The organism is Sneathiella chinensis (assembly GCF_012720115.1).
Classification (GTDB): domain Bacteria; phylum Pseudomonadota; class Alphaproteobacteria; order Sneathiellales; family Sneathiellaceae; genus Sneathiella; species Sneathiella chinensis.
Genome location: NZ_VNWN01000008.1, coordinates 64715 through 90818 on the forward strand (window position 1 = coordinate 64715; position 26104 = coordinate 90818).

Annotated in this window: 24 protein-coding genes; 10 read left to right on the forward strand and 14 right to left on the reverse strand. The window is 56.6% G+C overall.

The genetic code is table 11. The annotated features are described in order from the left end of the window. Nucleotides 1–33: 33 nt before the first annotated feature. The 5 genes from FQB27_RS15195 to FQB27_RS15215 all read right to left on the reverse strand — a co-directional run bounded on the left by FQB27_RS15195 (nucleotide 34) and on the right by FQB27_RS15215 (nucleotide 4928). Nucleotides 34–663 (reverse strand): CoA transferase subunit B, encoded by a 630-nt coding sequence (locus FQB27_RS15195; protein WP_169561923.1) that lies wholly within the window; start codon nucleotides 661–663, stop codon nucleotides 34–36. Nucleotides 664–677: 14 nt separating this feature from the next. Next, nucleotides 678–1376, reverse strand: a complete 699-nt coding sequence (locus FQB27_RS15200; protein WP_169561924.1) for a CoA transferase subunit A — start codon at nucleotides 1374–1376, stop codon at nucleotides 678–680. A gap of 214 nt (nucleotides 1377–1590) precedes the next feature. After that, nucleotides 1591–2838, reverse strand: a complete 1248-nt coding sequence (locus FQB27_RS15205; RefSeq protein ID WP_206374722.1) for a class I SAM-dependent methyltransferase — start codon at nucleotides 2836–2838, stop codon at nucleotides 1591–1593. A gap of 4 nt (nucleotides 2839–2842) precedes the next feature. Further along, nucleotides 2843–3823: an NADPH:quinone oxidoreductase family protein gene (locus tag FQB27_RS15210; RefSeq protein ID WP_169561925.1), complete on the reverse strand. Its 981-nt coding sequence runs from the start codon at nucleotides 3821–3823 to the stop codon at nucleotides 2843–2845. Between the two features lie 106 nt (nucleotides 3824–3929). Beyond that, nucleotides 3930–4928 carry an asparaginase gene (locus FQB27_RS15215; RefSeq protein ID WP_206374724.1) on the reverse strand — a complete coding sequence of 333 codons (999 nt, stop codon included), beginning with the start codon at nucleotides 4926–4928 and terminating at the stop codon, nucleotides 3930–3932. Nucleotides 4929–5064: 136 nt separating this feature from the next. Between FQB27_RS15215 and FQB27_RS15220 the strand changes: the two genes are divergently transcribed. From FQB27_RS15220 to FQB27_RS15235, 4 genes are all read left to right on the forward strand, one after another. Further along, entirely contained in the window at nucleotides 5065–5604 is a 540-nt protein-coding gene (locus FQB27_RS15220; protein WP_169561927.1) for an RNA methyltransferase, read from the forward strand. A 93-nt stretch (nucleotides 5605–5697) separates the two neighbouring features. Continuing rightward, nucleotides 5698–6225: an invasion associated locus B family protein gene (locus FQB27_RS15225; RefSeq protein WP_169561928.1), complete on the forward strand. Its 528-nt coding sequence runs from the start codon at nucleotides 5698–5700 to the stop codon at nucleotides 6223–6225. 45 nt (nucleotides 6226–6270) lie between these two features. After that, on the forward strand, nucleotides 6271–7422 hold the full coding sequence (gene rlmN / locus FQB27_RS15230) for a dual-specificity RNA methyltransferase RlmN (RefSeq protein WP_169561929.1): 1152 nt from the start codon (nucleotides 6271–6273) through the stop codon (nucleotides 7420–7422). A 134-nt stretch (nucleotides 7423–7556) separates the two neighbouring features. Further along, complete coding sequence (locus FQB27_RS15235; protein ID WP_169561930.1) at nucleotides 7557–8765, forward strand: argininosuccinate synthase; 1209 nt, start codon at nucleotides 7557–7559, stop codon at nucleotides 8763–8765. An 82-nt stretch (nucleotides 8766–8847) separates the two neighbouring features. Here the strand turns inward: FQB27_RS15235 and FQB27_RS15240 are convergent, their stop codons facing one another. The 5 genes from FQB27_RS15240 to FQB27_RS15260 form a co-directional block, all read right to left on the reverse strand. Next, nucleotides 8848–9162, reverse strand: coding sequence for a hypothetical protein (locus FQB27_RS15240; RefSeq protein ID WP_169561931.1), 315 nt, complete (start codon nucleotides 9160–9162; stop codon nucleotides 8848–8850). Between the two features lie 5 nt (nucleotides 9163–9167). Next, complete coding sequence (locus FQB27_RS15245) at nucleotides 9168–9488, reverse strand: DUF167 domain-containing protein (RefSeq protein WP_169561932.1); 321 nt, start codon at nucleotides 9486–9488, stop codon at nucleotides 9168–9170. Continuing rightward, nucleotides 9485–9769, reverse strand: a complete 285-nt coding sequence (locus FQB27_RS15250) for a YggT family protein (RefSeq protein ID WP_169561933.1) — start codon at nucleotides 9767–9769, stop codon at nucleotides 9485–9487. Before FQB27_RS15250 ends, FQB27_RS15245 begins: the two co-directional genes overlap by 4 nt. Before the next feature lie 120 nt (nucleotides 9770–9889). After that, nucleotides 9890–10564, reverse strand: coding sequence for a hypothetical protein (locus FQB27_RS15255; protein WP_169561934.1), 675 nt, complete (start codon nucleotides 10562–10564; stop codon nucleotides 9890–9892). Nucleotides 10565–10629: 65 nt separating this feature from the next. Continuing rightward, nucleotides 10630–11025, reverse strand: a complete 396-nt coding sequence (locus FQB27_RS15260; protein WP_169561935.1) for a VanZ family protein — start codon at nucleotides 11023–11025, stop codon at nucleotides 10630–10632. A gap of 250 nt (nucleotides 11026–11275) precedes the next feature. On the opposite strand from FQB27_RS15260, the gene FQB27_RS15265 reads away from it, so the two are divergent. Genes FQB27_RS15265 through xrtD form a run of 4 tightly spaced genes read left to right on the forward strand, consistent with a single transcriptional unit; the run spans nucleotide 11276 to nucleotide 16825 of the window. Continuing rightward, nucleotides 11276–12745 carry an undecaprenyl-phosphate glucose phosphotransferase gene (locus FQB27_RS15265; RefSeq protein WP_169561936.1) on the forward strand — a complete coding sequence of 490 codons (1470 nt, stop codon included), beginning with the start codon at nucleotides 11276–11278 and terminating at the stop codon, nucleotides 12743–12745. 19 nt (nucleotides 12746–12764) lie between these two features. Continuing rightward, the gene (locus FQB27_RS15270) at nucleotides 12765–14402 is read left to right on the forward strand and encodes a GumC family protein (protein ID WP_169561937.1); all 1638 of its coding nucleotides are present in this window, start codon (nucleotides 12765–12767) and stop codon (nucleotides 14400–14402) included. 9 nt (nucleotides 14403–14411) lie between these two features. After that, complete coding sequence (locus FQB27_RS15275; RefSeq protein ID WP_169561938.1) at nucleotides 14412–15221, forward strand: CpsD/CapB family tyrosine-protein kinase; 810 nt, start codon at nucleotides 14412–14414, stop codon at nucleotides 15219–15221. Nucleotides 15222–15256: 35 nt separating this feature from the next. Beyond that, nucleotides 15257–16825 (forward strand): VPLPA-CTERM-specific exosortase XrtD, encoded by a 1569-nt coding sequence (xrtD, locus tag FQB27_RS15280; RefSeq protein ID WP_169561939.1) that lies wholly within the window; start codon nucleotides 15257–15259, stop codon nucleotides 16823–16825. A gap of 20 nt (nucleotides 16826–16845) precedes the next feature. Here the strand turns inward: xrtD and FQB27_RS15285 are convergent, their stop codons facing one another. Beyond that, nucleotides 16846–18165: an HlyD family type I secretion periplasmic adaptor subunit gene (locus FQB27_RS15285; RefSeq protein WP_169561940.1), complete on the reverse strand. Its 1320-nt coding sequence runs from the start codon at nucleotides 18163–18165 to the stop codon at nucleotides 16846–16848. Nucleotides 18166–18168: 3 nt separating this feature from the next. Then, nucleotides 18169–20193, reverse strand: coding sequence for a type I secretion system permease/ATPase (locus tag FQB27_RS15290; RefSeq protein ID WP_169561941.1), 2025 nt, complete (start codon nucleotides 20191–20193; stop codon nucleotides 18169–18171). A 262-nt stretch (nucleotides 20194–20455) separates the two neighbouring features. Between FQB27_RS15290 and FQB27_RS15295 the strand changes: the two genes are divergently transcribed. Together FQB27_RS15295 and FQB27_RS15300 are read left to right on the forward strand one after the other, a co-directional pair. Beyond that, nucleotides 20456–21088 carry an XrtA/PEP-CTERM system exopolysaccharide export protein gene (locus FQB27_RS15295; RefSeq protein ID WP_169561942.1) on the forward strand — a complete coding sequence of 211 codons (633 nt, stop codon included), beginning with the start codon at nucleotides 20456–20458 and terminating at the stop codon, nucleotides 21086–21088. A 124-nt stretch (nucleotides 21089–21212) separates the two neighbouring features. After that, a complete protein-coding gene (locus FQB27_RS15300) occupies nucleotides 21213–22631 on the forward strand; it encodes a TIGR03016 family PEP-CTERM system-associated outer membrane protein (protein ID WP_169561943.1) in 1419 nt (472 codons plus the stop codon). A 19-nt stretch (nucleotides 22632–22650) separates the two neighbouring features. Here the strand turns inward: FQB27_RS15300 and FQB27_RS15305 are convergent, their stop codons facing one another. Further along, nucleotides 22651–23628 (reverse strand): ExeA family protein, encoded by a 978-nt coding sequence (locus FQB27_RS15305; protein ID WP_169561944.1) that lies wholly within the window; start codon nucleotides 23626–23628, stop codon nucleotides 22651–22653. Nucleotides 23629–23706: 78 nt separating this feature from the next. After that, a complete protein-coding gene (locus FQB27_RS15310; protein ID WP_169561945.1) occupies nucleotides 23707–26076 on the reverse strand; it encodes a tetratricopeptide repeat protein in 2370 nt (789 codons plus the stop codon). Nucleotides 26077–26104 lie beyond the last annotated feature (28 nt).

Sequence of the window (26104 nt, forward strand, 5' to 3'; positions counted from 1 at the left end):
CCCTCTCCTCTTTCAATGATTGTCGTTGCCGTATCAGCCGACAATCGTCGCCTCGGTCTGGGCGACAACCTCGTCACGGGTCAGGTCCGGGGCCAGTTCAACAATCTTCAGCCCCCCTTCAACCACATCAAACACCCCAAGATTGGTGATAATGCGGTCAACCACGCCCTTGCCGGTCAGGGGCAAGGTGCATTCTTTCAACAACTTGGTTTCGCCGGCCTTGTTGGTGTGGTCCATGATGACCACAACCCGCTTCACGCCAGCGACCAGATCCATGGCACCGCCCATGCCCTTGACCAGCTTTCCGGGAATCATCCAGTTGGCGAGGTCACCGGTTTCCGAAACCTCCATCGCGCCCAGAATGGACAGCGCGATATGGCCACCGCGGATCATGGCGAAGCTCTGGGCAGAGTCGAAATAGCTGGTCCGGTCCAGTTCTGTAATGGTCTGCTTACCGGCGTTGATCAGGTCGGCGTCAATCTCGTCCTCGGTCGGGAACGGCCCCATGCCCAGCATGCCGTTTTCCGACTGCAGGGTCACATCGACCCCTTCCGGGATATAGTTGGAGACCAGTGTGGGAATCCCGATCCCGAGATTCACATAGGTTCCATCTTCAAGTTCCTGTGCTGCACGGGCAGCCATCTGATTACGATCCCAAGGCATTGTCTTCTCCTCTATCAGGCTTCCCGAATTGTGCGTTTTTCGATGCGCTTTTCATGATCCCCCTTCAGGAGACGCTGAACATACACACCCGGTGTATGGATGCTGTCCGGCTCCAACTCACCCACATTGACCAGTTCCTCGACCTCGGCCACGGTCACCTTGCCGCAAGACGCTGCAAGGGGGTTAAAGTTCCGGGCGGTCTTCCGATAGACAAGGCTGCCCTGTGTATCGCCTTTCCACGCCTTGACAATGGACAGATCGGCCACAATCCCGCGCTCAAGAATATAGGTCTCGCCGTCGAATTCCTTATGTTCCTTGCCTTCCGCAATCAGGGTTCCGACACCGGTCTTGGTATAGAAACCGGGAATACCCGCACCGCCGGCCCGCATCCGCTCAGCCAGTGTTCCTTGCGGATTGAATTCCAGTTCCAGTTCGCCGGACAGATACTGGCGCATGAACTCGGCATTCTCCCCCACATAGGAGGAAACCATCTTCTTGACCTGACGGGTTTCCAGCAGCAGGCCCAGACCGAAATCATCGACACCGGCATTGTTGGAATAAATGGTCAGGTCCTTGACGCCCGAGTCGCGGATGGCCGCGATCAGGTTTTCCGGAATACCGCACAGACCGAAACCGCCTGCGGCGATGGTCATTCCATCAAACAGCAGGCCTTCCAGCGCACTGCTTGCATCTGCATAAGTCTTGTTTGCCATTAAATGACTCCTACCCTTTCCTAACTTGAGGCCCCTTCCCAAGCTGAGACCCGGTCCCAACTTGCGGATTTCCGCCTCTGTCATTGTCTGTCCTTGCGGAGGCCACCATACGGCCAGCCTGCAACCCTACCCTGTAGTTTTCCAAGATTAATACCCAAGCAAACGACCAAATAACAGCTTTTTCTGGCCGTCTGCCCCGGAACCGGGCCCCGGATCAGTCAGGCCGGGATGACCGCAGCCACAAGATATTCAGCCCGTTCAGGAACCGGATAACCGGGGCAACCTGCTTGCGGCAGGCCTCCCAATTCAGGGATAGTTCCGTCTGGATATCCGCCAGCGTCCTGTTGCCGTCAAACAGGGCCACAATGCGGGAAATATGGTCCGGCAGGGGCAGCATGACCTCTTCGCCGTCAAAGCCCACCTTGAAACTTTTCCCCTTGAAGGCCCGGGCCAGTACCTCCGGCGGGTTGCCGTCTTTCAGAACCGGGATCATATGCGGGGCAATCCTGGCGGTTGCACCATCCGCCCGTCCCTGTTTTTTCACATAAAACAGATGGGTTTTAAGCGATCCGGTCACATTCTCCGCCACTGCGGCCTTTTCAACGGGGGTCAGGGTCTTGAGCCGCTTTTGCAACTCCGGGTCCCTGATAAAGACCGCCGGGTCATAGCGAACCGGCTCGATAAAGCTGACCAGTTCCATCCCGGCGGTGCCCAGAAGCTCGATAACCTCAGGCACCAGATAACTGCGATCCCGTGGATGCAGCAACAAATCATAAAAGGCCGCGTCGTCACCCAGTTTGTGGTCCCCCACAAACGGATTGCGCAGCAGCCAGTTGGTTTTCGGCAACCCGTCCACAAATTTGCGGGCAAGGGCCACCTGTTTTCCCGGCGCCTCATCCCCGACAAGGGTGCGAAGGGCGTTCTGGACGGGATAGACACCGTTTCGGCCAAGGGTCGCATAGACCATCAGCCCCATGCCGCCGTCCTCGGCCAGAACCGCCTCAAGCGCCTTCAACCCTTCTTCCGGGCTTTCCAGATGATGAAGCACTCCGCAGCAATCGATATAATCGAACGGCGCAAACCCCATGGTCGGAAGGTCCAGCAGGGAACCAGTATGAAATTCCATATTGGTCAGTCCGCGAACGCGGGCCCGTTCCTCGACAACCTTGCGGCTGGCGGTGGACAGGTCCACATAGGTCACGGTGCCGCCGGTGCCCCGGTCGGCCAGTTGCTGCGCCATCATAATGGCCGCATCCCCGGTTCCGCCGCCGGCAACCAGCGCCCGGAACGGCTTTGAGAAATCCCGTCCGCCACCAAAAATATAGTGGTTGACCTCGTTCATGTGACTGGGACTTCCCGTAATCAGCCGCTTCTTTTCCTCTTGCGGGTCACGGGGAGGATACGGAAATTCCTCATACTGACGGCGAACCGCCCGGTCCCGACCTTTCCTCCCTGTTTCCACGTCTTCAGTCCTTGACGGTAATGACAACTTTACCGGTGGTCTTGCGGGACAGAAGGGCCTTCATGGCCTCGCCGCCCTGTTCCAACGGGAAATGATGGGATACGTGTGGTTTCAGATCCCCCTTCTCGACCATTTTCAGCATGGTTTCGAAGTTGGCCCGGTTGGCCTCTGGCGTACGGCGGGCAAATTCACCCCAGAACACACCCATGACGGAACAGCCCTTGAGCAGGGCAAGGTTGGTTTTCAGTTCCGCAATCCGGCCCGATGCAAACCCGACCACCAGCAGGCGGCCTTCCCAGTTGATGCAGCGCATGGACTGATCGAACGCATCGCCGCCCACCGGATCGTAAATCACGTCGGCGCCCTTGCCATCGGTCAGTTCCTTGACCCGGTCGCGAATGCTTTCGGTGGAATAGTTGATCACATGATCGGCCCCGTACTGGCGAACAATGTCTTTTTTCTCGTCAGACCCGACCGTACCGATAACCGTCGCCCCCAGCGCCTTGCCGATTTCAACAGCGTTCAGGCCAACGCCACCGGCAGCGCCATGAACCAGAAGAACCTCGCCCGGCTTGATCTGGGCCCGGTCAACCAGCGCATGATAGGTGGTGCCATAGGTAACCGGGAAACCAGCCGCCTGATCATAGGGCATGTTGTCCGGCAGCACATAGGTGGCTTCTTCCGGGGCCAGCACATATTCGGCAAAACCGCCAAAGCCGTGATTGGCCATAACCCGGTCCCCGACCTTGATCCGGGTGACCCCTTCGCCCACTTCCGTCACAACCCCGGCACTTTCCATGCCCGGAGAGAAGGGAAAAGCAGGTTTGAACTGGTATTTACCGGCAATCATCAGGGTATCCGGAAAATTCAGGCCAACCGAGTGAATCTCGATCTTGACCTTGCCCGGCTCGATGGTCGGCTCTGCCACATCCTCGAGCACCAGATCATCCGGACCACCAAATTCCTTACAGACTAGAGCTTTCATAACGTCCCCGTTTCATTCTTTTTATGGTTTATCCAAGAGCATATTTTTTGCGCTGCACACAAGTTAGCGTCAACCCGACCAAAAGGTCAATTTCCGAATGCCGAGTTCAGCCTTCCGGTTGCGCCGCATCGAGGTGGGCCTCAATCTGGCCGACCTCAAACCCGTTCCAGTTTTTCAGGACCGGTCGGGTGAAACCGTCCATTGCCGTGTGCATTTCGTCTGTCATGACCCCCAGGGTCTCCAGCACCGCCCCAAGGGCCGCTTCGCAGCCCCGTGTGGTGCCATCCACGGTTTTCATGGAAATGCCAAGCCCCAGTTTCGGCAAGGCGGCAAGATAGACGCCTTCCGCCCCGACCTTGGCAATGACCGCCCCCCGGGCCGACCCGTTAAGGGCCGTGCATAACCGGTCCGATCCGGCAATCATCATCGGTTCGCAGGCAATGGCCTGCTGGATACGGTGGCAGGCAGCCGCCCGCTCCGCGCCAAGGGCGGATGGGTCGGCAAACCGGGCAATCGCCAGCGCAGCCCGATCCAGCGGCACGCCAAGGGTCGGGATCGAACAGCCATCAATACCGATCGGCGCCCGTGACAGGTCCAGCCCGGTGAAATCCTCCAGTACCCGGACAATGCGTTGCTGCACCGGATGATCCAGATGGATATATCCCTGCAAGGGCTCCCCAAGATGGCGGGCCGTCGCCAGAAAACCGGTATGCTTGCCGGAACAGTTGTTATGGGCCGCCGTCGGCTGTTCCCCGCGGGCGGCAAGCGCCCGTTCCGCCGGGCGGTAGCTTGGCCAGTGGGCCCCGCATTCCAGATCCTCAATCCCAAGACCCAACCGGTCCAGCCACGCGGTCACCGCGTCCACATGGATGTCCTCTCCGGTGTGGGACGCACAGGCGAGCGAGATTTCCCTGTCCGTGGCGTTGCAGGCGTCCGCCGCCCCGCTTTCCACGAAGGGCAGGGCCTGAATGGGCTTGATGGCAGAGCGCAGATAGACCGGTTTTTCAATATCGCCCCAGCGATGAAGCAGCGTGCCGGCCGCGTCCATAACGGCCGCGTTCACCTGATGCACACTTTCCACCATCGTCCCTCTTCTGACCGTCACTTGAATAGCGGGTCTTGCGCTTTTCTGTCCAGATCGGTTAGTCATGGGGCGTGGGCTCCGGTTTGTTCTGGGATATCAATGGAAAATATCACTTCTAGTTAGCCCATTTCCAAGCGTGCGTTAAGGAAATTCATGAATGAGTAGAGGTTATTTCGGTATCGGCGTCGAGGGGATCAGCAAGCCCATGAACGCCGGCAATCTTTTCAGAACGGCCCATGCCTTCGGTGCCGGTTTTGTCTTTACCGTCGGCGCAGAATACTCCGTCCGTAAAGCCAGATCCGATACCAGTGTCGCGCCTCGCAACATCCCGTGGTACGATTTCGACACGCTGGATGACATGATGCTGCCCCGTGGCTGCAAGATTGTCGGGGTTGAGCTTCTGGATGAAGCCGAGGACCTGCCGAGCTTCTATCACCCCATCAGCGCCGCCTATATTCTGGGCCGGGAACGGGGTTCCCTGTCCCCTGCCCTGCAGGAACGGTGCGACTACTTCATCAAAATTCCGACAAAGTTCTGTTTGAATGTGGCTACGGCAGGCGCCATTGTCATGTATGACCGGATCGTCAGCCACGGCCGGTTCGCCACCCGCCCGACCAGCGAACTGGGCAAACCGGTGCCGGTGCCGGACCATATTCAGGGTGCCCCCTTGAAACGCATCCCGAAAGTTGAAAAGTAAAGAGACAACTCTTTTCTTCAAATCCGGCTGAAATTGAGTAACATGCGGATCAGCATGTTGAAAAATGGACCTAAAACCAGGTATCGCGAGCACATGGTAAAATCTCTGTTTAAAAACATCCTTTCTCCCCTTGCCGGTATTGGCTTGATTGTTTCCGCCTCTGTTGCTGTCGCTAACGAAGCCGACCCGCGCTCCATTGGCATCTTCAAGGACTGGCAGGCCTATACCTGGCTGGAAAATGGCGAGAAGGTCTGTTACATGCTCTCCCGCCCGACCAAGTCCCTGCCCAAGAATGCCAATCGCGGTGACATCTACCTGATGATTACCCACCGCCCCAAATCCAAGTCCAAGGAAGAGATCAGCCACGTGACCGGCTATCCCTACAAGGACCAGTCGACCGTCAAATTCACCGTTGGCAACCAGAACTTCATCCTTGCCACCGATGAGGATGTGGCCTGGGTTCCCGATGGGGAAAGCGACGCCAAACTGATCAATGCCTTCCGCAATGGATCAAAACTGACCGTTACCGGCACATCCAGCCGCGGCACCGTCACAACAGACAGTTATTCATTACAGGGCTTTACAGCAGCGCATAAGCAGATTAGAAAAAGCTGCAGCTAAGCGCCGCGCCGTGTGCGCCTGAACTTTTAGAAGTATTATTGACCCATGGAACATCTGGTACCTGATGTAGAGGCTGTCGATCGGCAGCCTGAACTGCTGGCTATTCGCAAGAACCTGATCGGACTGACCCGCAAGGAAATTGCTGCGGCCCTGATCGAGGAAGGCGAAGCCGAGAAAAGCGCCAAAATGCGCGCAAGACAGCTCTTTCACTGGCTGTATTATCGCGGCGCATCCCGGTTCGAGGACATGACCTCCATCTCGAAAGAGATGCGGGCCACCCTGCCGGAAAAATTCACTGTTGATCGGCCGGAAATCACCAGCCTTCAGGAATCCGTGGACGGCACCCGCAAATGGCTGGTCAAGTTCCCGGATGGGCAGGAAGTCGAATCGGTTCATATTCCCGAAGAAGACCGGGGCGCTCTTTGCGTGTCCAGTCAGGTGGGTTGTACCCTGACCTGCAGCTTCTGCCATACGGGCACCATGAAGCTGGTCCGCAACCTTACCGCCGGTGAAATCATCTCCCAGATGCTGGTCGCCCGCGACACCATCGGTGAATGGCCGAGCCCCAAGGGCAACCGCATGATTTCCAATATTGTCATGATGGGCATGGGCGAACCCCTGCTCAACTATGACAATGTGGCCAAGGCCCTCAGCATCATCATGGACGGCGAAGGGATTTCCCTGTCCAAGCGGCGGATTACCCTGTCCACCTCCGGTGTGGTGCCGAAAATCCGTCAGTGCGGGGATGAACTGGGCGTCAACCTTGCCATTTCCCTGCATGCGGTCACCGATGAAATCCGCGATGTGCTGGTGCCCATCAACAAGCGTTACCCCATCAAGGAACTGCTGCAGGCCTGTAAAGACTATCCGGCCAGCAACAACGCCCGCCGCATCACCTTTGAATATGTGATGCTGGACGGTATCAATGACAGCCCGGCCGATGCCCGCGAGCTGGTGCGCCTGCTGAAGGACATTCCGGCCAAGGTCAACCTGATCCCGTTCAACCCGTGGCCCGGCAGCCAGTATGAATGTTCCAGCAACAATGCGATCCACCGCTTTGCCAAGATCGTCAATGATGCGGGCTATTCCTCCCCTGTGCGGGTGCCCCGCGGACGGGACATCATGGCGGCTTGCGGCCAGTTGAAATCAGCCAGTACAAAGCAAAGCGCCGCTGAGCGCCGCGCTACCGCTTCCTGAAATAAGACAGACTGAACAACCGCGAAATACCGAATTCCGGTATTTCGCGTCTCCCCTTGCGAAACCGGTATTTTTCGCCTATTTTCGCGCATCAAACCGTTATCAAACAAGTTTTCCTTTGAAGGTAATACGCCATGTCTCAAGACATCAAGAAAGTCGTTCTGGCCTATTCAGGCGGCCTTGATACTTCCGTAATCCTGAAATGGTTGCAGACAACCTATAACTGTGAGGTGGTGACCTTTACCGCCGATCTTGGTCAGGGAGAGGAACTTGAACCTGCCCGCGCCAAGGCCGAGATGCTGGGCATCAAGGAAATCTATGTTGATGACCTGCGCGAGGAATTCGTGCGCGACTTCGTTTTCCCGATGTTCCGCGCCAACGCCGTCTATGAAGGCCAGTACCTGCTGGGTACCTCCATCGCCCGGCCGCTGATCTCCAAGCGCCAGATCGAAATCGCCCGCGAGGTTGGCGCTGACGCCGTGGCCCACGGCGCAACCGGCAAGGGCAACGACCAAGTTCGTTTCGAACTGGGTTATTACGCCCTGAACCCGGACATCAAGGTCATTGCCCCGTGGCGGGAATGGGACCTGAACTCCCGGACCAAGCTGATCGATTTCGCTGAAAAGAACCAGATTCCGATCCCCAAAGACAAGCGCGGCGAGGCGCCGTTCTCTGTCGATGCCAACCTGCTGCACATCTCTGCCGAGGGCAAGGCGCTTGAGGATCCGTGGGAAGAAGCCGGCGAGTATGTCTACTCCCGGACCGTGTCACCGGAAGAAGCCCCGGACACCCCGACCTATATCGAGATTGAATATGAAAAGGGCGATCCTGTTGCCCTTGATGGCAAACGCCTGAGCCCGGCTGAAATGCTGACCGCCCTCAACAAGGTTGCTGGCGCCAATGGCATTGGCCGTCTTGACCTCGTCGAAGGCCGGTTTGTCGGCATGAAATCCCGTGGTATCTACGAAACACCCGGCGGAACCATCATGCTGGAAGCCCACCGCGGCATCGAGCAGATCACCCTTGACCGCGGTGCCATGCACCTGAAGGACGATATCATGCCGCGCTATGCGGAACTGATCTATAACGGTCTGTGGTTCTCTCCGGAGCGGGAAATGCTGCAGGCCCTGATCGACAAGAGCCAGGAAAAGGTTGCCGGTGTTGTCCGCCTGAAACTCTACAAGGGTCGTGTCAGCGTCGTTGGACGGAAGAGCAAGTTCTCCCTCTATTCCATGGAGCATGTGACCTTCGAGGAAGACACCGTTTACGACCAGCGCGACGCGGAAGGCTTTATCAAGCTGAACGCCCTGCGCCTGCGTCTGCTGCACCGTCAGAAAAGCTGATCCGGTTCAGAAAAATCCATGAAAAAGGGCGGCCTGTGTGCCGCCTTTTTTTAATGCCCGGATCCTGAAAGACTTGGACCCCTCAATATCCTGTGCCGCTTCCGGTCAGGTCGTCGTCATCCCGTTCAAAGTCGGGCACCTTCTCCACATAGGGAACATACTGGTCCTTGATATAAAGGATACCTGCGAACCCGGCTCCGCACAGCGCACCGAGCGCCATCAGGGTAGCAACCGACGGGAACCACGACAGGTCCCAGTCCAGCCCCAGCGCCCCGACCACCATGATCAGGGCCGCCCCCGGCAGGGCCACCAGCACAACAGCGCCCACAACCCCGGTCAGCGCGCCCACCAGCAGCGCTTTTGCGAACTGGATATATCGTTCCGTTGAATGTCTCATTCTCACTACATGACTTTCTTGAGCGCGGTTTCCACCATGAGGGTGGTGGTTTCCACGTCTCCTGCAATACAGATATTCTTGTTCCGGTCCGTCTGGCCGCTGACGATCTCAAGATCGCTTTTCGAACATCCCAGAAACCGGGACAGCAGCTTTTCCAGCGCCTTGTTGGCCTTTCCCTTTTCAGGAACAGCCGTTACACGGACCCGCAACCGGCTGTTCCCCTCCGCATCTTCCGCAATTCCTTCAACCCGGTTATCAGACGCATTGGGCGTCAGCCTGACCTGCAGGACAACCCCGCGTTTGGTAACCGTGATCGGCAAGGTCATAACCGGAACAGATACTCGTACATCAGGTTCTGGATAAAGATCAGGATCAGGATCAGAACGATGGGGGAAATATCAATTCCCCCGAAATTGGGGATCACCTTGCGAAGGGGGCGCAATGCCGGTTCGGTGATCTTGTACAGAAATTCACCAACCGTTGCGACGAACTGGTTCCTTGTATTGACAATATTAAACGCGATCAGCCAGCTAAGGACAGCGTTGGCGATAAGCAACCAGATGAAGATCTGGATAATTGTACTAATCAGATGCACGACGGAAGCCATGTTCGTTCCTTGCCTTGTAAACAATTGCCCTACATTTAATAGCCAATGCGAATGAGGGCAAGACCTCAAACGGGGCCGCCCGCATTCGCACAGGGTATTTGCTGTATTATTGCACCGGCGTTAGCGAACCTGCACCAGATCGTTCAGCTTGCTGGTCTTTTTAACAAGGCGGCTGCCATACTGGCCCATGCCCTCCTTGATCAGTTCCGATACGGTAAAGCCGCCCTCTTTCACGAGGGGCCCGGAAACCCAGGGGTCCATGGTCAGGAGGTGTCGCACCGTGCGGTTCGAAATCTTGAGGTTGGCCTCCAGTTTCGCCTTGCCGATTTTGACGCTCTCTGCGGTGAAACGCGGCCCGCCCTGATCCCGAGGTGACGCAGAACGCGCCCCCAAATAGGTCAGAAACGCTTCAAGGCCATTTCCTGTCGCCCGCACATCAAACATCGAATAAACATTGGCGACCTCAATCGTTTCCAGCTCAACCGGACCAAAATAATGGCTCCACGGATTGTATTTGAAGCCGATCTTCGCAAAATGGATAAAGACTGTTCCCTTGTCCGCTATTTTTTTGTGGATGGTCAGTTCCCGGACCGTCCCTTCCCCGGCGAAGGTATCAAGCGTTACAGGCCCGACCGAAACATCATCCCCACCGATGGCCTCGCTGATCTGCTTCTGCAGTTCAAGTTTCAGTTCAGCCTCGGTAAGGCCGCTGCCGAGAAACTGGTAAATCCCCCCGGCCACCAGCACAACTGCTGCCAGCACCGCACCGATTATCAAAATTTTCCTGTTCACCATATACTCTCCTGATCCTGATGCTGTGACGACAGCAAAACCGGGAGATAACCATAAGGTGTAAATATTCAATTATTTTCTACTATAAGTTTTTTCTTTAGGCCCTGAAATCCCCTGAAAAGGGCCATGCCTGCACACAATCCGGCACCATTGGCGACAATATCCATATATTCGAACATCCGGCCCGTCAGCGGTTGCAGATACTCAATCCCCACACCGATCAGCAACGACAGCCCCAACAATAGCAGAACAACACGTTTAAGCCGGGCGGCGCTGCAGGCCGCCACTGCCAACAGGGCGTACCCGCCGACATGCTGGATTTTATCGGATATCAGGGAGGCCGTCTGGGGCAGGTTCCCCACCGGCAGGAGCGACCCCACCGTAATCAGAACCACCAGCCCCGCCCAGACCCAAAGACCGGGTGTGAATACGGGCCCCGCATCGACCCTCTGTGTGCTCGTCATTCTGTCTATCTCCCCCGTACCGTACCAGAACGGGTGCATGATCCACCGCAATTCCCGAAAATCAATAAATACCTCCAGCAAAACAGAAAATTCAACCTTTTGAACCACCCTGAATTGCTCTCATTCGAAGGGCATACTCATTATATTAGTAGTTTATTAAAATTTTGATTTTTATGTTTCATTAACCAAGAAAATCATTTTCATTAGATTATATTAATATTTCGAGACTGCACAACATGATGGAGAGGGCATGAAAACTGTCAGTTTTGAAGAACCCTTACCGATCGAACAGGGGAAGACAGACAACAGCCGCATTTCCGGCTATCCGCTTTCTTCTTCTGTTTTGACCGGCATTTTCGGGTTCACGGACTGCTTTCTTCTTGTTGTGGCCGGTTTCGCTTCCTATTCCATAGTCATCGGCGATATTCTCTATATGCGCGAAATTTATGTATTCGCCATTTGCTTCATCGCCTTTTGCTATCTTTTTATCGGCCGTTTTGCAGGAATATTCTCCTTTTCCGCGATCCTGTCCCCCTTCATCAGCCTGTCGCGCCTGTCTGTTTGCTGTGCGACCGCTTTCTTCCTGCTGCTGGCGGTGGCCTTTTCCCTGAAAATCTCGGACAATTTCTCCCGCATCTGGATGTACAGTTTCGGGTTCTCGTCTTTCACGCTGGTGGTGGTCAGCCGGATCGTCGGCTTCTTTGTTGTCTCCACCCTGATCGAAAAGGGTCTGTGCAAGCGGAACGTGATCATTTTCGGGGCCGGGCCACAGGCCGAACGGCTTATGGAGCAACTGACCCAGCACACCCCGTCCATGCAGCGAATTGTCGGCATTTTCGATGACCGTAAAACCCGCAACGAGGGGCATATTGGCCCTTATCCGATCCTTGGAAACATGGACCAGTTAAAACGGTTTGTCCGCACCTACAAGGTGGACGACATCATCATTGCCCTGCCCTGGACCGCCGATGAGCGGCAGGTCGATCTTGTCCGCCAGCTTCGCGAATTGCCGACCCATATCCATCTGGTTTCCGATCTGGTGGGGTTCCGGTTTCCCAACAAGCCATCCCCCAATCATTTCGGAGGCGTTCCCATGATCGAGGTGGTGGATTCCCCCCTGTCCGACTGGAAGGTCGCCATCAAGTGGCTGGAAGATCGAATTCTGGGCACCCTGCTGCTGATCCTGTCCGTGCCGGTCCTGCTGGCCATTGCCATTGCCATCAAGCTGGAAAGCAAGGGTCCTGTCCTGTTTAAACAAAAGCGGTTTGGCTATAACAACCAGATCTTCGAGATTTACAAGTTCAGGTCCATGTATACCGATTGCGGCGATGCGCCGGTCACGGTTCAAGCCTCGAAAAACGATCCCCGGATTACACGGGTCGGAAGGATCATTCGGCGAACCAGCCTTGATGAGCTGCCGCAACTTTTGAATGTGGTGCTGGGCACCATGTCGCTGGTTGGCCCCCGCCCCCACGCCGTTGACCATAACGAGGAATATGCCGCCCTGATCGACGGATATTTTGCCCGCCACAAGGTCAAGCCCGGCATTACCGGATGGGCGCAGGTCAACGGCTATCGCGGGGAAACCAACACCCTCGACAAGATGGAGGCCCGCGTCCAGCACGATACCTATTACTGCGAAAACTGGTCCCTGATGTTTGACCTGCAGATCCTCGTGATGACGGCCTTTGTCGGCTTTGTCCACCGGAACGCCTATTGAACTGGAAAGCAACACGCCAATGACAACAGACTTTTTCTATCAGGAAGAACAGAAAAGCGCGTTGGACCTGCACAAAATTCTGGGGATCGTGCGGCGGCGCTATCTGCATTTCCTGATCCCCGCCTTTGTTATCGGCATTGCCAGCGTTGTGATTGCCATGCTGTTGACGCCGAAATACGAGTCTTCCGGCACCGTGCTGGTGGAATCCCAGCAAATCCCGACAGAACTGGTCCAGTCCACCGTCACATCAGACCCCAACCAGCGGATCACCATCATCAAGCAGCGGGTGATGACCCGCGCCAACCTGCTGCGGATCATCGACAAATACGGGGTCTTTGCGGACAAGCGGCAAAAACTGTCCCCGACAAAGCTGGTGGATGAAATGCAGCGGCTGGTCGGCTTGCAAGTGATCAATTCCGATGGCCGCAATCGCCAGACCATCGCCTTCAAGGTCTCGTTCCGGCACAAGTCGCCCGTGGTGGCGACACAGGTGGCCAACGAACTTGTCACCCTGTTCCTGAGCGAAAATGTAAAGACACGAACCGCCCGGGCAACGGAAACCACGGAATTTCTGGAACAGGAAACCCAGAAACTGAAAGCCCAGCTTGAAAAAGCCGAAGCGGCCATTTCCGAATATAAGCGCCGCAACAACCAGAGCCTACCTGAACACCTGAACCTGAAACTGGCCATGCTGGAGCGAACGGAAAATGAAATCCGCTCGCTGGAACAGCAGCTAAGCTCGCTGCGGGAGGAACGACGCTTTCTGGATATTGAACTGGCCGCCGCCAGCGAAGGCCAGACCCTGGACGGCTCTACCCCGATCAAGTCCCTGAAATCCAATCTGGAAAATGAGCTGGAGGAGTTGAACAACGAATTGTCCATCGCGTCCTCCCGCCTGACGGCGGCCCACCCGGATATCAAGGCGCTGAAACGCAAGATTGCCGCCCTTGAGCAGAAAATTGCCAATGAAGAAACCAAGGGAACCAGCGGCGCCGGCAGTGCAAGTGACGCCCTGTTCAGCCGACTGGTAGAAAAGCTGCGGGTGCGAATTTCCACAACGGCCCAGAATATCAGCGTCTATGAAGCCAATATCGCGAAATTGCGCACAAAGGCAGCCGACATCGAAAACCTGATCCTGAAAACACCCGAGGTGGAGCGGGGCCTGATCAACCTGACCCGCACCTATCAGGAGGTCCTGCAGAAATACGAGGAACTGCAAACCAAGAAGCGTACCGCCGAAGTTGCCCAAAATCTGGAAACGGAAAAGAAGGCGGAACGCTTTACCCTTCTTGAACCGCCCCTTCAACCGACAGACCCGGTCTGGCCCAACAAGATGAAGATTGTGGCTGCTGGCGGGGTTCTGGCCGCTGCGGTCGGGTTTGGGGTCGTGCTGCTGTTTGAACTGCTGGACAAGCGGGTGCGCAGCCTTTCTGAACTGGAAGCCTTGATCAAGGCACCGCCGCTTGCCTCGATCCCCTATATCCGCACGCCAAGCGACAACCGGAAACGCATTGTCGGCTATCTTATGCTTGCCATCGTCCCGCTTGGCATTCTCGGCGCCGGGGTGGTCAGCATGCATTACCTTTACAAACCGATTGACCTTATTTTTTACCGTATCTGGTCCGTCCTGCAGGGATTGGGACTGATGAATTTCTAGGAGTTGGGTATGGAGCGCATCAAAGAGGCCATTTCGAAAGCCCGGGAAACGCAGCACCTGGGATCAAGTATCCGCCTGTCACCGAAAGGGCGGGCATGGCAGGTGGAAAAAGAAACGCTGGATTTTTCCTATGAGCAGACCCGCGTTGTAAAACCGGATCCTGCCCATCTGTCTGCCAACCGGATTATTGTCCTGCCAGGCGAAGACGCCGACACCGTTCACTTCGACATCCTGCGCACACAAATCCTGTCCCGCATGCAGATGGAAGGATGGAAGACACTGGCCATTACCTCGCCAACGCCCGGTTGCGGCAAAACGGTTGTGGCCATCAATCTGGCCCTCAGCATTGCCAAGCAAACCGACAAAACCGCCCTGCTGGCGGATTTCGACCTTAGAAAACCCAAGGTTGCCGAATATCTGGGCTTGCCCGAGGGAAAAGGGATCACCGACTATCTGGCCGGTACGGTGCCGCTGTCGGAAATACTGGTCAACCCGGATGTGCCCCATCTGGTTGTCCTTCCCCATATGACCCCCATTCGCACCTCGACCGAGACCCTGACATCGGGGGCGGTCAAATCGCTGGTGGCGGACCTTCGGGACCGGTATGACAGCCGGATCGTGATCTTTGACCTGCCGCCCCTTCTGGCCAGTGACGATACCATCGCCTTCCTGCCGCAGGTGGACTGCGTTCTGCTGGTGGTATCCAGCGGGCAAAGCTCCCCGACCGAGGTCAAGGAAGCCCAAAGAAAGCTGAAGGCAGACAACCTGCTGGGCGTTGTCCTCAACAAATCAACGGAAAAGCATCAGGTCTATTACTGAGTAAGCCGCTGGATCGGCAAGGCAGGGAACATCCCATGAGTGGCATTGAACCGGTTGAACATATGGCAAGGATTTCGGGTGGCATCGTCAATTGGCGAAAGCTGCTTCTGATTGCGGCGGTGACGCTGGTTTCCATCCTGTATATTCCCGATGCCGAACAATTATGGTCCGCGTGGCTCCGGCAGGAAGAGTTCAGCCACGGCCCGCTGATGTTTCTGGTCGCGCTGTACCTGTTATGGCGACGCCGGGTGTTGCTGGATTATCCGGATCGGCGCGGCACTATTCTTGGGGTCGGGGCCATCCTTCTGGCCGTTTTCGTCTATGCCTTGTCCATCAAGGCAGGCATCCAGAATACCCGCCATCTGGGTTTCCTGCTGCTGATTTTCGGGCTTTTCCTGACCTTTGGCGGCGTAACCTATGCCCGGTTTGTCTTTCCGTCCCTGATCCTGTTGCCCTTTGTTGTCCCCCCGCCCAGCTTCCTGAATTCAAACCTGTCCTACGGGCTGCAATTGTTCTCCTCCGACCTCAGCGTTTCGTGGCTTCGCTGGGTCGGGGTGACGGTCTTTCAGGACGGCAACATCATTGACCTTGGCACCTTGCGCCTGCAGGTCGCCGAGGCCTGTAGCGGGCTAAGATACCTGTACCCCATGGTGGGCCTCGGGGTCCTGACCGCCATGCTGTTCGACATCCCCCTCTGGAAGCGGGGGCTGTTTGTCGGCATTGCCGCCGGGGTCGCCATTATCATGAACAGTGTCCGGATTTTCCTGACCGGCCTGTTTGTTGAAATCACGGATATGGGCATTTCGGAAGGCTTCTTTCACCTGTTCGAAGGCTGGGTCTTCTTCCTGTTTTCTTTCGTTGTCACCCTAGGCTTGTGCTGGATAACCCTGAAACGATCCGAAAGAAAAAGCCTTGGCAGGGGTGTCATGTCCGTGCCCGAACCCACAGGCCGGGAACCGGCGCCCATGGCCCTCGTTCCGGTCACTGTCGCCCTGATCCTGTGCATCCTGTTCCTGCCCCTTGCCACTTATCTGCGCCATCTGGAACCCAGCATCCCGGCCCGGGCATCGTTCAACAGCTTCCCCCTCAAGATCAACGGCATGATCGCCGAGGAAGACCTGCTGCCCGGCGTTGAACAGGAAATCCTGCAACTGAGTGATTATTTTCTCGGCCACTACCGCACCGGGGAAGGCCCGCCCATCACCCTGTTTGCCGGATATTACGAACAGCAGTCGGCGGGGAAGACCCCTCATTCCCCGCGGGTCTGCATCCCTTCCGGCGGATGGAAGATCGAGGATTTGCAAACCATTTCCCTGCCCCGCGGCGACACCACCGTCCCCATAAACCGGGTTCTGATCGGCAAGGGCGACCAGAAACTTCTGGTCTATTACTGGTTCCAGCAGCGGGGCACCTTCATCGCCAATGAATATATGGCAAAGTTTAACCTGCTTTGGGGGGGATTGACCTCATCCCGGACGGACGGTGCCCTGATCCGGCTGTCCTTGCCGCTGCGCTCGGAACAGGAAATCCCGGAAGCGGAAAAGCGGCTGGCGGGCTTTACCCAAGAGGTGTTCCGAATTTTGCCCGCCTATGTCCCGGATTGAGGTAGCAACAGGCGCGCCGGTTATTGCTCGGTCATACCGCGAGAGAAACTGGCGAGGATCGGATCAAGGAAGTAATCCAGTGCGGTCCGCTCCCCGGTTGCAATCATTACATCCGCCTGCATGCCCGGTCGAAGCTGTTCCAGCGAGATGTTTGACCCTTCAAGGCTCTCGATCTCGACCTGTGCCTGATAGTAATAGGTTCCTGTCCGCTCATTCAGAAGACTGTCTGCCGAGACACTGACCACGGTGCCATCCACCGGTTTGGTTGACCGCTGGCTGAAGGCGGGAAAGCGGATTTGCGCCTTGGCCCCGATATGCACGGATTCGATATCTGTCGGGTTCACTTCGGCCCCGACCACCAGCTTTTCATCGACCGGCACGATATCCAGAAGGGCGCTGCCCGGCTGGATCACGCCGCCGGTGGTGTATACCTGCAGATTGACGACAAGGCCGCTGTTCGGCGCCCGCACCTCGGTCCGATTGAGGATATCCAGCGCCGAGCGTTCCTGCTCGCTCAGATCAAACAGAAGCGACTGCACATCCCGAAGCTGGGCCACCGCCTCGTTCAGGACGGAATTTCCAAGTTCCGTGATCTGCAACCGGATTTCCCCAATGGCCTGCTTTGTCTGAGCAATCTTGGCGATGCTCTGGCCCTTGACGCCGGTCAGTTCCGCCGCTGTTCTTTGCAGCGACCTGAGGCGGGTTCGCTTGGCCAGTTGCTTGCGCACCAGTTCTTCCACATCCTTCAATTCATCCTGTATCAGGGCCAGTTGCTCCTCGGCGGAGGCGATCTGCCCCTCCAGCCCGATCACTTCTTCATCAAGTTGAGCGATTTTCTGTTCCAGAATAGTGATCTGCCCTTCATAGGCCAGTCGGCGGGCCTCAAAAATATTCTGTTGACCCAGCATGGCCTCCCTCACGTTGGGCTCGTCCTGACGCTCCAGAAGCCACGGATCGAACGTGATCTTGTCCGCCCGATCCCGCTCTGCAATCAAGCGGGCCTGCTCGGCAAGGGCGACCGTTTTCCGACCCGACAAAATGGCAAGAGAGGCCCGCGCCTGGGTTTCATCCAGCTTGATCAGGACCTGCCCCTTGTTGACGAAATCCCCATCCTTGACCAGAATTTCGCCGACAATACCGCCCTCCAGATGCTGAACGGTCTTGCGGTTTCCCTCAACACTGACCGTGCCGCGGGCAATAGCCGCGCTGCCCAGCGGGGCAAATGCCGCCCATCCCAGGAAAACCCCGAAGAACAGAAAGACAATCACCAGCCCTGCAATGACCGGCCGTGAAACCCCGATCACCTCACCAGTGCCGGGGGCCCCTTCCCGTTTCCACATGACCTATTCGCTCTCCTTCAATCGCTTCATCATTTCATCCTGCCGTCCGGCCGTGTACAGGCCATAGATTTCCTCCACTTCCTGATCGGACAGGTCCCGGCCTGCCAGCGCCCGGATTTCCTGCCGGATATCATCCGTAAGTTCAGGGGGGGATCCCTTTCCCGTTTCGCCGTCCATCGGGGGGCCTCCAAGGGAGATGACGCCGGAGCTGTCTTTCCGGCCAGCCTTCCGCCCCCGTCCCGACGCGGACCGACCGGCGGCACCGGTCTTTTTTGCGTTCAGTTGCGCCATACGGACCTGCCGGGCGGCCTGTTTGTCTTCTGCCTCGCCGCCGCCTGCTGCGATCAGGGGCGGCGTTCCCTGCAGGCGTTCCAGCACCGCATCCCGATCGCCAAAATCATCGACAGTGCCGCCCCGCAAGACCAGAACCTTATCCACCTCCCGCAGCACATTGGGCCGGTGTGCAATAACAATCACCGTCGCTCCTTCCTGCTTGAGGGTTCGCATGGCCTCCATCAGGGCGGATTCGCCTGCATTGTCCAGATTGGCGTTGGGCTCATCCAGAACCAGCAGGCTGGGTTTCCCATAGAGCGCCCGGGCCAACCCGATCCGCTGGCGCTGTCCGCCGGACAGGGCCGCCCCGCCATCGCCGATTTCCGTCTCATACCCCTTTTCCAGTCGCAGGATCATCTGGTGCACCCCGGCCTTGTTGGCGGCGGCAACCACGTCATCCGGGTCTCCCTCTCCCATACGGGCGATATTTTCGCGGATGGTGCCGGAAAACAGCTCGATATCCTGCGGCAGATAGCCGATATACCGGCCCCGGTCATCTGCCGCCCATTCGGCAACATCCATATTGTCCAGACGGGAATGGCCCGTGCGCGGGGTGATATTGCCGACTAGAATTCGGGCCAGCGTGGATTTCCCCGATGCCGTGGGGCCGATCAGACCCAGCGATTCCCCGGCCTGCAACTTGAAATTCACATTGCGAAGCACCGGAATGGTGCTGCCCGGATGGATATAGGTCACGCCTTCCACACTCACATGACCGGCCGGGCGGGGCAGCGGCATGAACTTGTCACTGATCGGCGCATCCTCTAGCAAGGTGCTCAGCCGCCCATAGGCGGACCGGGCGCCTAGAAACCCTTTCCAGGTGGAAATCGCCTGCTCAACCGGGGCCAACGCCCGCCCCATGATGATGGAACTGGCGATCATGGCACCGGCCGTCATCTCCCCCTGAATGACCAGCAGGGCCGCCACCGCAGAAACCGTGATCTGCAGGAAGGTTCGGATAAACTTGGTCACAGCCGAGATCATGCCGCCAAGATCACTTGCCTTGCCCTGCTGCTCCAGCGCGCCCAGATGCTCCTTGTGCCATTTTCCGATCAGGTTGGGCATCATCCCCATGGCCGCGATTACATCCGCATTGCGGGCCGATGCCTCGGCGTGGTTCATGGCCGCGATATTGTACTTGCCTGCATCCATCAGCGGGCGCCGGGTCAGCATCTCATTGGCCAGTGCCAGACCGAACAGAAAAACCGCTCCAAGGGTGGCAATCGCCCCCAGATAAGGATGCAGCAAAAACAAAATTCCCAGAAAAACGGGCGCGAAAGGCGCATCCAGAATGGGGAAAATGCTGGCCCCGGTCAGGTAATTCCGAACCGTCGACAGATCCCGCAGCCCCTGAATATTCGGCTCTTTTCCCTGTTTCAGGGTGCTGTTGATACTGGCCTTCAGGGCGGTCCCGCCCAGTTTTTTGTCCAGCCAGCTACTCAACCGGACCAGAACGAAGGACCGGACCCCTTCCAGCGAAGCCATGGTCAGCAGCGACACGGCCGCGATGATGACCAGCATCAGCAAGGTATCCGTATTTCGGCTGGAAATGACCCTGTCGAACACCTGCATCATAAAGAGCGGCGCCGTCAGCATCAGCAGATTGATGGCAAGGCCGAAAAGGGCAACCCCGAGGAAAACCCGGTTGCACTTTCGAAGGGTATCTGAAAGCAGCGTGTTTTTTTGTTTCGTCACCGGAATATCCTGCGGTCGACTCCGAGTGGTGCTGTCATTCATATAGGAAAGCCGGACCGAAAAAGAAAACCCGGCGAAAACAGGGCCGCAGAGGACAGAGACCTGCAAAAACCGTTGCCTTAAAACAACGCTGCATTAGTTCTTTACTATATTTCAATTTCAATAAGTTGTGTATTGGAACTGCCTACGCCTATACTTCAGCAGATTTTAATGTTGGAGTATCACTCAAGAACATTTCAATCCTGACCAACGGGAGGCATTCATGAACAAGAGCATATCCCTGAGAAAAGCCCTGGTAGTGTCCTGTATTGCGTTTCTGTCAGTGTTCCTATCCGGCTGCGCATCCCAGCCTGAACTTTCTGGCGCCGCGCCGGACACCCTTGCTTCGGCCCCGGACTATGTGATCGGTCCGCGAGACGAACTTCACATCTTTGTCTGGCAAAACCCTGACCTTACCGTCACCGTGCCTGTCCGCCCCGATGGCAAGATTTCCACGCCGCTGATCGGCGATATGCAAGCCTCTGAAAAGACACCCGAGGAATTGGGCCGGAACATTACGGAACGACTGACGAAATATGTGGTTGATCCGGTGGTGACCGTGTCCGTCATTGAATTCGCAGGCCCCTACAGCCAGCAGGTCCGCATTGTCGGGCAGGCGGTACAGCCCATGGCCATTGCCTTCAATGACCGGATGACCGTTCTGGATGCCCTGATCGCGGTGGGCGGCATGACAGAGTTTGCGGCCGGCAACCGGTCCGTTATCGTGCGCCGGGAAGCGGGTGTTGAAAAATCCTACCGGGTCAGGTTGGCCGATCTGTTGCTGGATGGTGACGTTTCTGCCAATGTTCCCCTGTTACCGGGGGATATCATTATCATTCCGGAAAGTTTCTTCTAGATTTTTTCGTGAAAATCCGGAAAGTGATTTCAAAAGTAAAAACAAATATTTGGCGGTTCAGGTTGTGAAAAATGTCGTAATGGGGGACTCCCCTGTAAATGCAGATCAGAAAATTCGGTATCATGTGTTGAAATATTCTGCGCTTGTCACCGGTGTCCTTGCCCTGACCGCCCCGCTTTCGGCTGCTGCGGACGAATGGACGTTCACGCCCTATGTGGGGATCAGCGAACAGTTTACGGACAACGCCTTCGGAACCCCGTCCAACGAGAAAAGCGACTTTGTCACCAGTCTGGATGCGGGCATTACCATTGAGGGGGAAAGCCGCCGGGCCAGCCTGAACGCCTCCTACAATATCTCGCAGGATTATTACGCCAAGTATCACGAACTGGACGGTTACACCCAGGAAATGCTGGGGATCGGTAATGTGGAACTGTTCGAGGACCATGTGTTCGTGGATGGGCGCCTCAGCTTTACCGAAGAAACACTGGCCCGCTCCGGCAATCAGGCGGCGACGGACCGGACCATTGGCAGCGACCGGACACAGGTCTTCAACGGCCAGATCAGCCCGTATTATGTACAGAATTTTGGCAACTGGGCGGCAGGCATCGCCCGGTACAGCTATTCCGAAACCCGGTTCTCCGAACCCAATGTGGGCGGCACCAGCATCGAGCCGGAAGACCGCAAGACCCATGAGTTCCGGGTTACCGTGGAAAGCGGAACCCGCTTTGCCGACTATAACTGGACCTGGGATGCCGGGACGGTCAAGTCCGAGGCCGACAACGGGGATGAATTCAACCAGAACTCAACCACAGGGACGATCCAGTATCCGCTGAACAGTCGTTTTGCCCTTCTCGGGACCCTTGGATATGACGATTTTGCCGTTGATAACGTGGATGACGACGAGATCAGCGGCGTCTTTGGCGGTGCCGGCCTGCGCTGGACCCCCAGCCCGCGCACGGATGTCAGCGTTCAACTGGGATATCGCTATGGTGATCCGGTGGTCGATATGGATGCGGAATATGCCCTGACCAGTCTGGATACCCTGACCGCCAGCTACAAGGTAACCGTGGCCACCGCTGATCAGAGCCTGACCAACACGGAACTGTTCGATCCGCAAGGGCAGCTCTACAAGCCGAATTTCGTCATCACCGACTATGTGGATGATGTCACCAAATCCTCAACCCTTGCGCTTGAATGGGTCGGAACGCGGGAGCGGAACACCTATTCCGTCACATCCAGCCTGATCAAGCGGGAATTCCTGAGCGACGGGTCCGACGATCAGGTTGTGTCGGTTGATGGCAAGTATAACCGCCAGCTAACCTTCCGCGCCAATGCGGGAATGACCGCCGGTTATTCACAGGTTCTGGAAGGGCGAAATGCGCTGGCCAAGGATACCACCTACCAGCTTGGCCTTTATTATAACTATGATTTTGGCCGGGGCTTCATTGCCTCCGCATCCTATAACTTCTTCGATCGGGACTCCGCCGATGGCAGCGACCTTCGGGAAAATGCCATCACCCTGTCCCTGACAAAGAGTTTCTGATCCACCGGCCCTGCCCGTCCTAGGTCTGCAGCTTGGACAGCAACAATCTGGCGAGCTCCCGGTCATTGATGACAAGGGCGGGCTCGCCCTCCCTGTCCTGTATCCGAACCGGCCCCTGAACCGTGGCCCGGCTGTCTTTCTCTTCTTCAACCGGGCCGGAAGAGGTCTCGCCGGGTTCGCTCCCCCCTGCATTGAAGACCCCGTGTGTCTTCTTGTCCGTGATCACCTCGTCCACGATGGCGCTGTCGATCCGCTCCGCCTGCTGGGCATAGCCATAGACCAGACAGGTATCACACAGGATATTGATCAGGCGGGGAATGCCCCGGCTGGCCTCAAAAATCCGCTCACAGGCCACATCCGTGAACAGATCGTCAAACCGGCCCGCCACCTCCAGACGATGACGGATATATTTCTCCACATCCTGCAGGGACAGGGGCACCAGATGAAAGTCCGAGGCAACCCGCTGGGCAAACTGGGCCAGTTCCGGGCGCTGCAACAGGGTTTTCAACTGCGGCTGCCCGACCAGAATCAATTGCAGTAACTGGTCATTATCCGCATTGATATTGGAGAGCAGGCGAAGCTGCTCCAGCAACCGGGTTCCCAGATTCTGCGCCTCGTCCACAATCAGGATGGTCCGTTTTCCGTGGGAATACTGATCGATCAGAAAGGATTGCAGCAATTCATGCAAGGCCACGTGGGAGCGGTTTTCATAAGGCAGCCCGAAAGAGGACAGAACCCATTCAAGCAAGTCCCCATCCTGAATGTTGGAGACCAGACCCACCGTGTAGTCCCGGTCCAGCTTGTTCAGCAAGTGACGGATCAGGGTTGTTTTCCCGCACCCGATCTCGCCCGTAACAACCGTAAAACCGGCCTGGTTCATCACACCATATTCAAGCATGGCATAGGCCAGCGAATGACTGCGTCCCCAATACAGGTAATCGGGATCAGGAAGAATAGAGAACGGCTTCCGGTTCAACCGATAGAAGTCTTCATACATACTGTCACCCTGTCCTGTTAATCACGACCATCTCTTGAAGCAACCAGCGCACACAAACCGGGACACAAAACGCTGAAATCATTGTGGCTCCCGCAATTCTGCCAGAACCCGCTCAGCCTCTTTGCGTTCCCGAAACTCGCTTGTCTCTGCCAGCCGGAGCGCTTCTTCCAACTGCTCGCCTGCCTGTTTCCGGGCACCGACAGCCAGATAAACCATCCCCAGATGATATCGAAGCTGCGGCATACCCGGCATCTTGCGGACCGCCTCTTCCAACAACGGTTTTGCCAATTCCACTTCTCCCAACTTGTAGTGAATCCAGCCCAGCGTATCCTTGAAATGCGGAACCGGTGAGTTCTTGAACCGCTTGGCGTACCCATAAGCCTTTCTGAGGGATTTCTCGTCGTCATGATGGGCCGATATGAGGCTGGCCAGATTGTTCATGACAATATCGGAACCGGGCTGTTTTTCCGCCATGCGGTCATAAACGGCGATGGCCCGATCATATTCCTGCCGGCTCTCATACAGGTTTGCCTGTGCGAAATTCAGGGCGAAATTGTCGGGCACGGCCTCCAGCCCCCGATCAAGGGCCTTTTCCGCCTGCGGCATATCACCGACCTTGGCGTACAGCGAGAACAGGGCGAAATATCCGGCCGGCTCTCTTGGCAAATCGGCAATGACCTTCTCAACCTCGATCACCCCATCCTCCGTGCGGCCACTTCCGGCAACCAGTTGCCCATAGAGCAGCCGTGCATGGAAGTTGTCCGGGTCACGCTCGCGGATACCCTCCAGAAAGGCGAGGGCGTCTTCCGATTGGCCATTGCGCACCTTCAGCTTGACGATGGACACCATCGAGTTGATCCCGCTGGGAGCCTTGGCATAGGCATCCTCATAGGCTTTCAGGCTCATTTCCAGTTCATTCCGTCCCGCATAGGTTTTGGCCATGATCTGGTCGGAAATAATATTGTTGGCACTGAGGGCCTTGAGCCGCTCGGCCACCTGTTCCGCCCCTTTCCAGTCCTGTTTCATCAACCGGATCTGGGCAAGATTGGTCAGCAACACCGCATTGGTGGGATAGACCCGCAAGGACCGGGTTAAAATCGTCTCGGCCCGGTCAAGCTGGTTCTGGCGCAACAGAAACTGTGTGAAGTTATAGGCCACACGCGGATCGGCAAGGGAGCTTTTGAACGCAGCGTCAAAGCGCTCCTCGGCCAGTTCCAGCGCCCCGTTCAGTTCATGAGCCCGGGCCAGCAACATGGTAGCCATGGGATGATCCGGCTGGCTTCGAAGGGCCGTACGAAGATTGATAATCGCGGTTTCCACATCCCCCTCTTCCAACTGGATCGAGGATTTCAGGACAATTGCCTCCGTATTGCCGGCATCCGCCGCCAGGACATTCTCAATCTCCTTCAGGGCCGCATCCCGATCGCCCCGTTTCAGCCGGATTTCAGCCGATTTTACCCGTGCCTTCAAACCATCCCGGCTTTGCGGTTCCTGATCGATAACGGTCTGCAAAACCTGCAAGGCCTCATCTTCCCGGGCTTGGACAAGAAACGCCTCCACCATTGCAAAACGGTAAAGCTGAACCATGGGGTAGGCCTTCGAGATTGCCTGCAATTCTGTCATTGCCGCATCCATGCCCGCCGTGTTTCTCAGGAAATTGACAAGGGTCAACCGGGCCCCCGCATCGTCCGGGTTTTCGGCGATGATCTGCCGAAGTTCCGCTTCTGCCTTTTGGTGGTTCCCCTGCTTCAGATAGAATTTCGCCAACTTGTTGCGATAGCGGAGGTCCTTGGGATGGGCGGCGATCAACTCGCGGAACATGCGTTCGATCCCTTCTGTGTCCCCCATCTCCTCATAGGCCTGCATCTTGGTCAGTTGAAGGGGCACATTGACCTTCACGGTCTCCAGCACCTTGTCGACAATGGCGATGGCTTCCTCGGGTGCGCCATCCGCAATTTTCCGAATGGCAACCACCATGGTGGCATCCACATTGGCCGGGTCAATGGCAAGGGATTTCCCGGCAGCATCCAGCGCCGTGTCGATTTCCTGTTTCTTGAGGGCAACCCCCGCCTTGAAGGCCCAGACATCGGCACGCTCCGGTGCCAGCCGCAAAATCAGTTCCGCCTCGCTGGACGCCTTGTCCAGCCGCCCGGAATAGAGGTGAAGCCGCCCCATTCTCAGCCGGGCCAGCAGATGATTGGGGTCCAGTTCGATGGTTTTTTGCAGATCCCCGGCATATTCACGCACATTGCCCGCTTTTTCCTCGACCAATGCCAGATGATACCAGGCATCCGCCAGACCGGAATCAAGCTGCAGGGCGTTCCTGAATTCCAGCCCTGCCTTGACGAAATTCGCCTCTTCAAAAAGTTGCAGCCCGTTCAGATAATGTGAACGGGCCTTTTCTTCAGGAGAGTCGCAAGCCGACAGGAAAAAGAGAAGCCCCCCCAAGAGCAAGACCCCCTTGAATCCCCGAAAA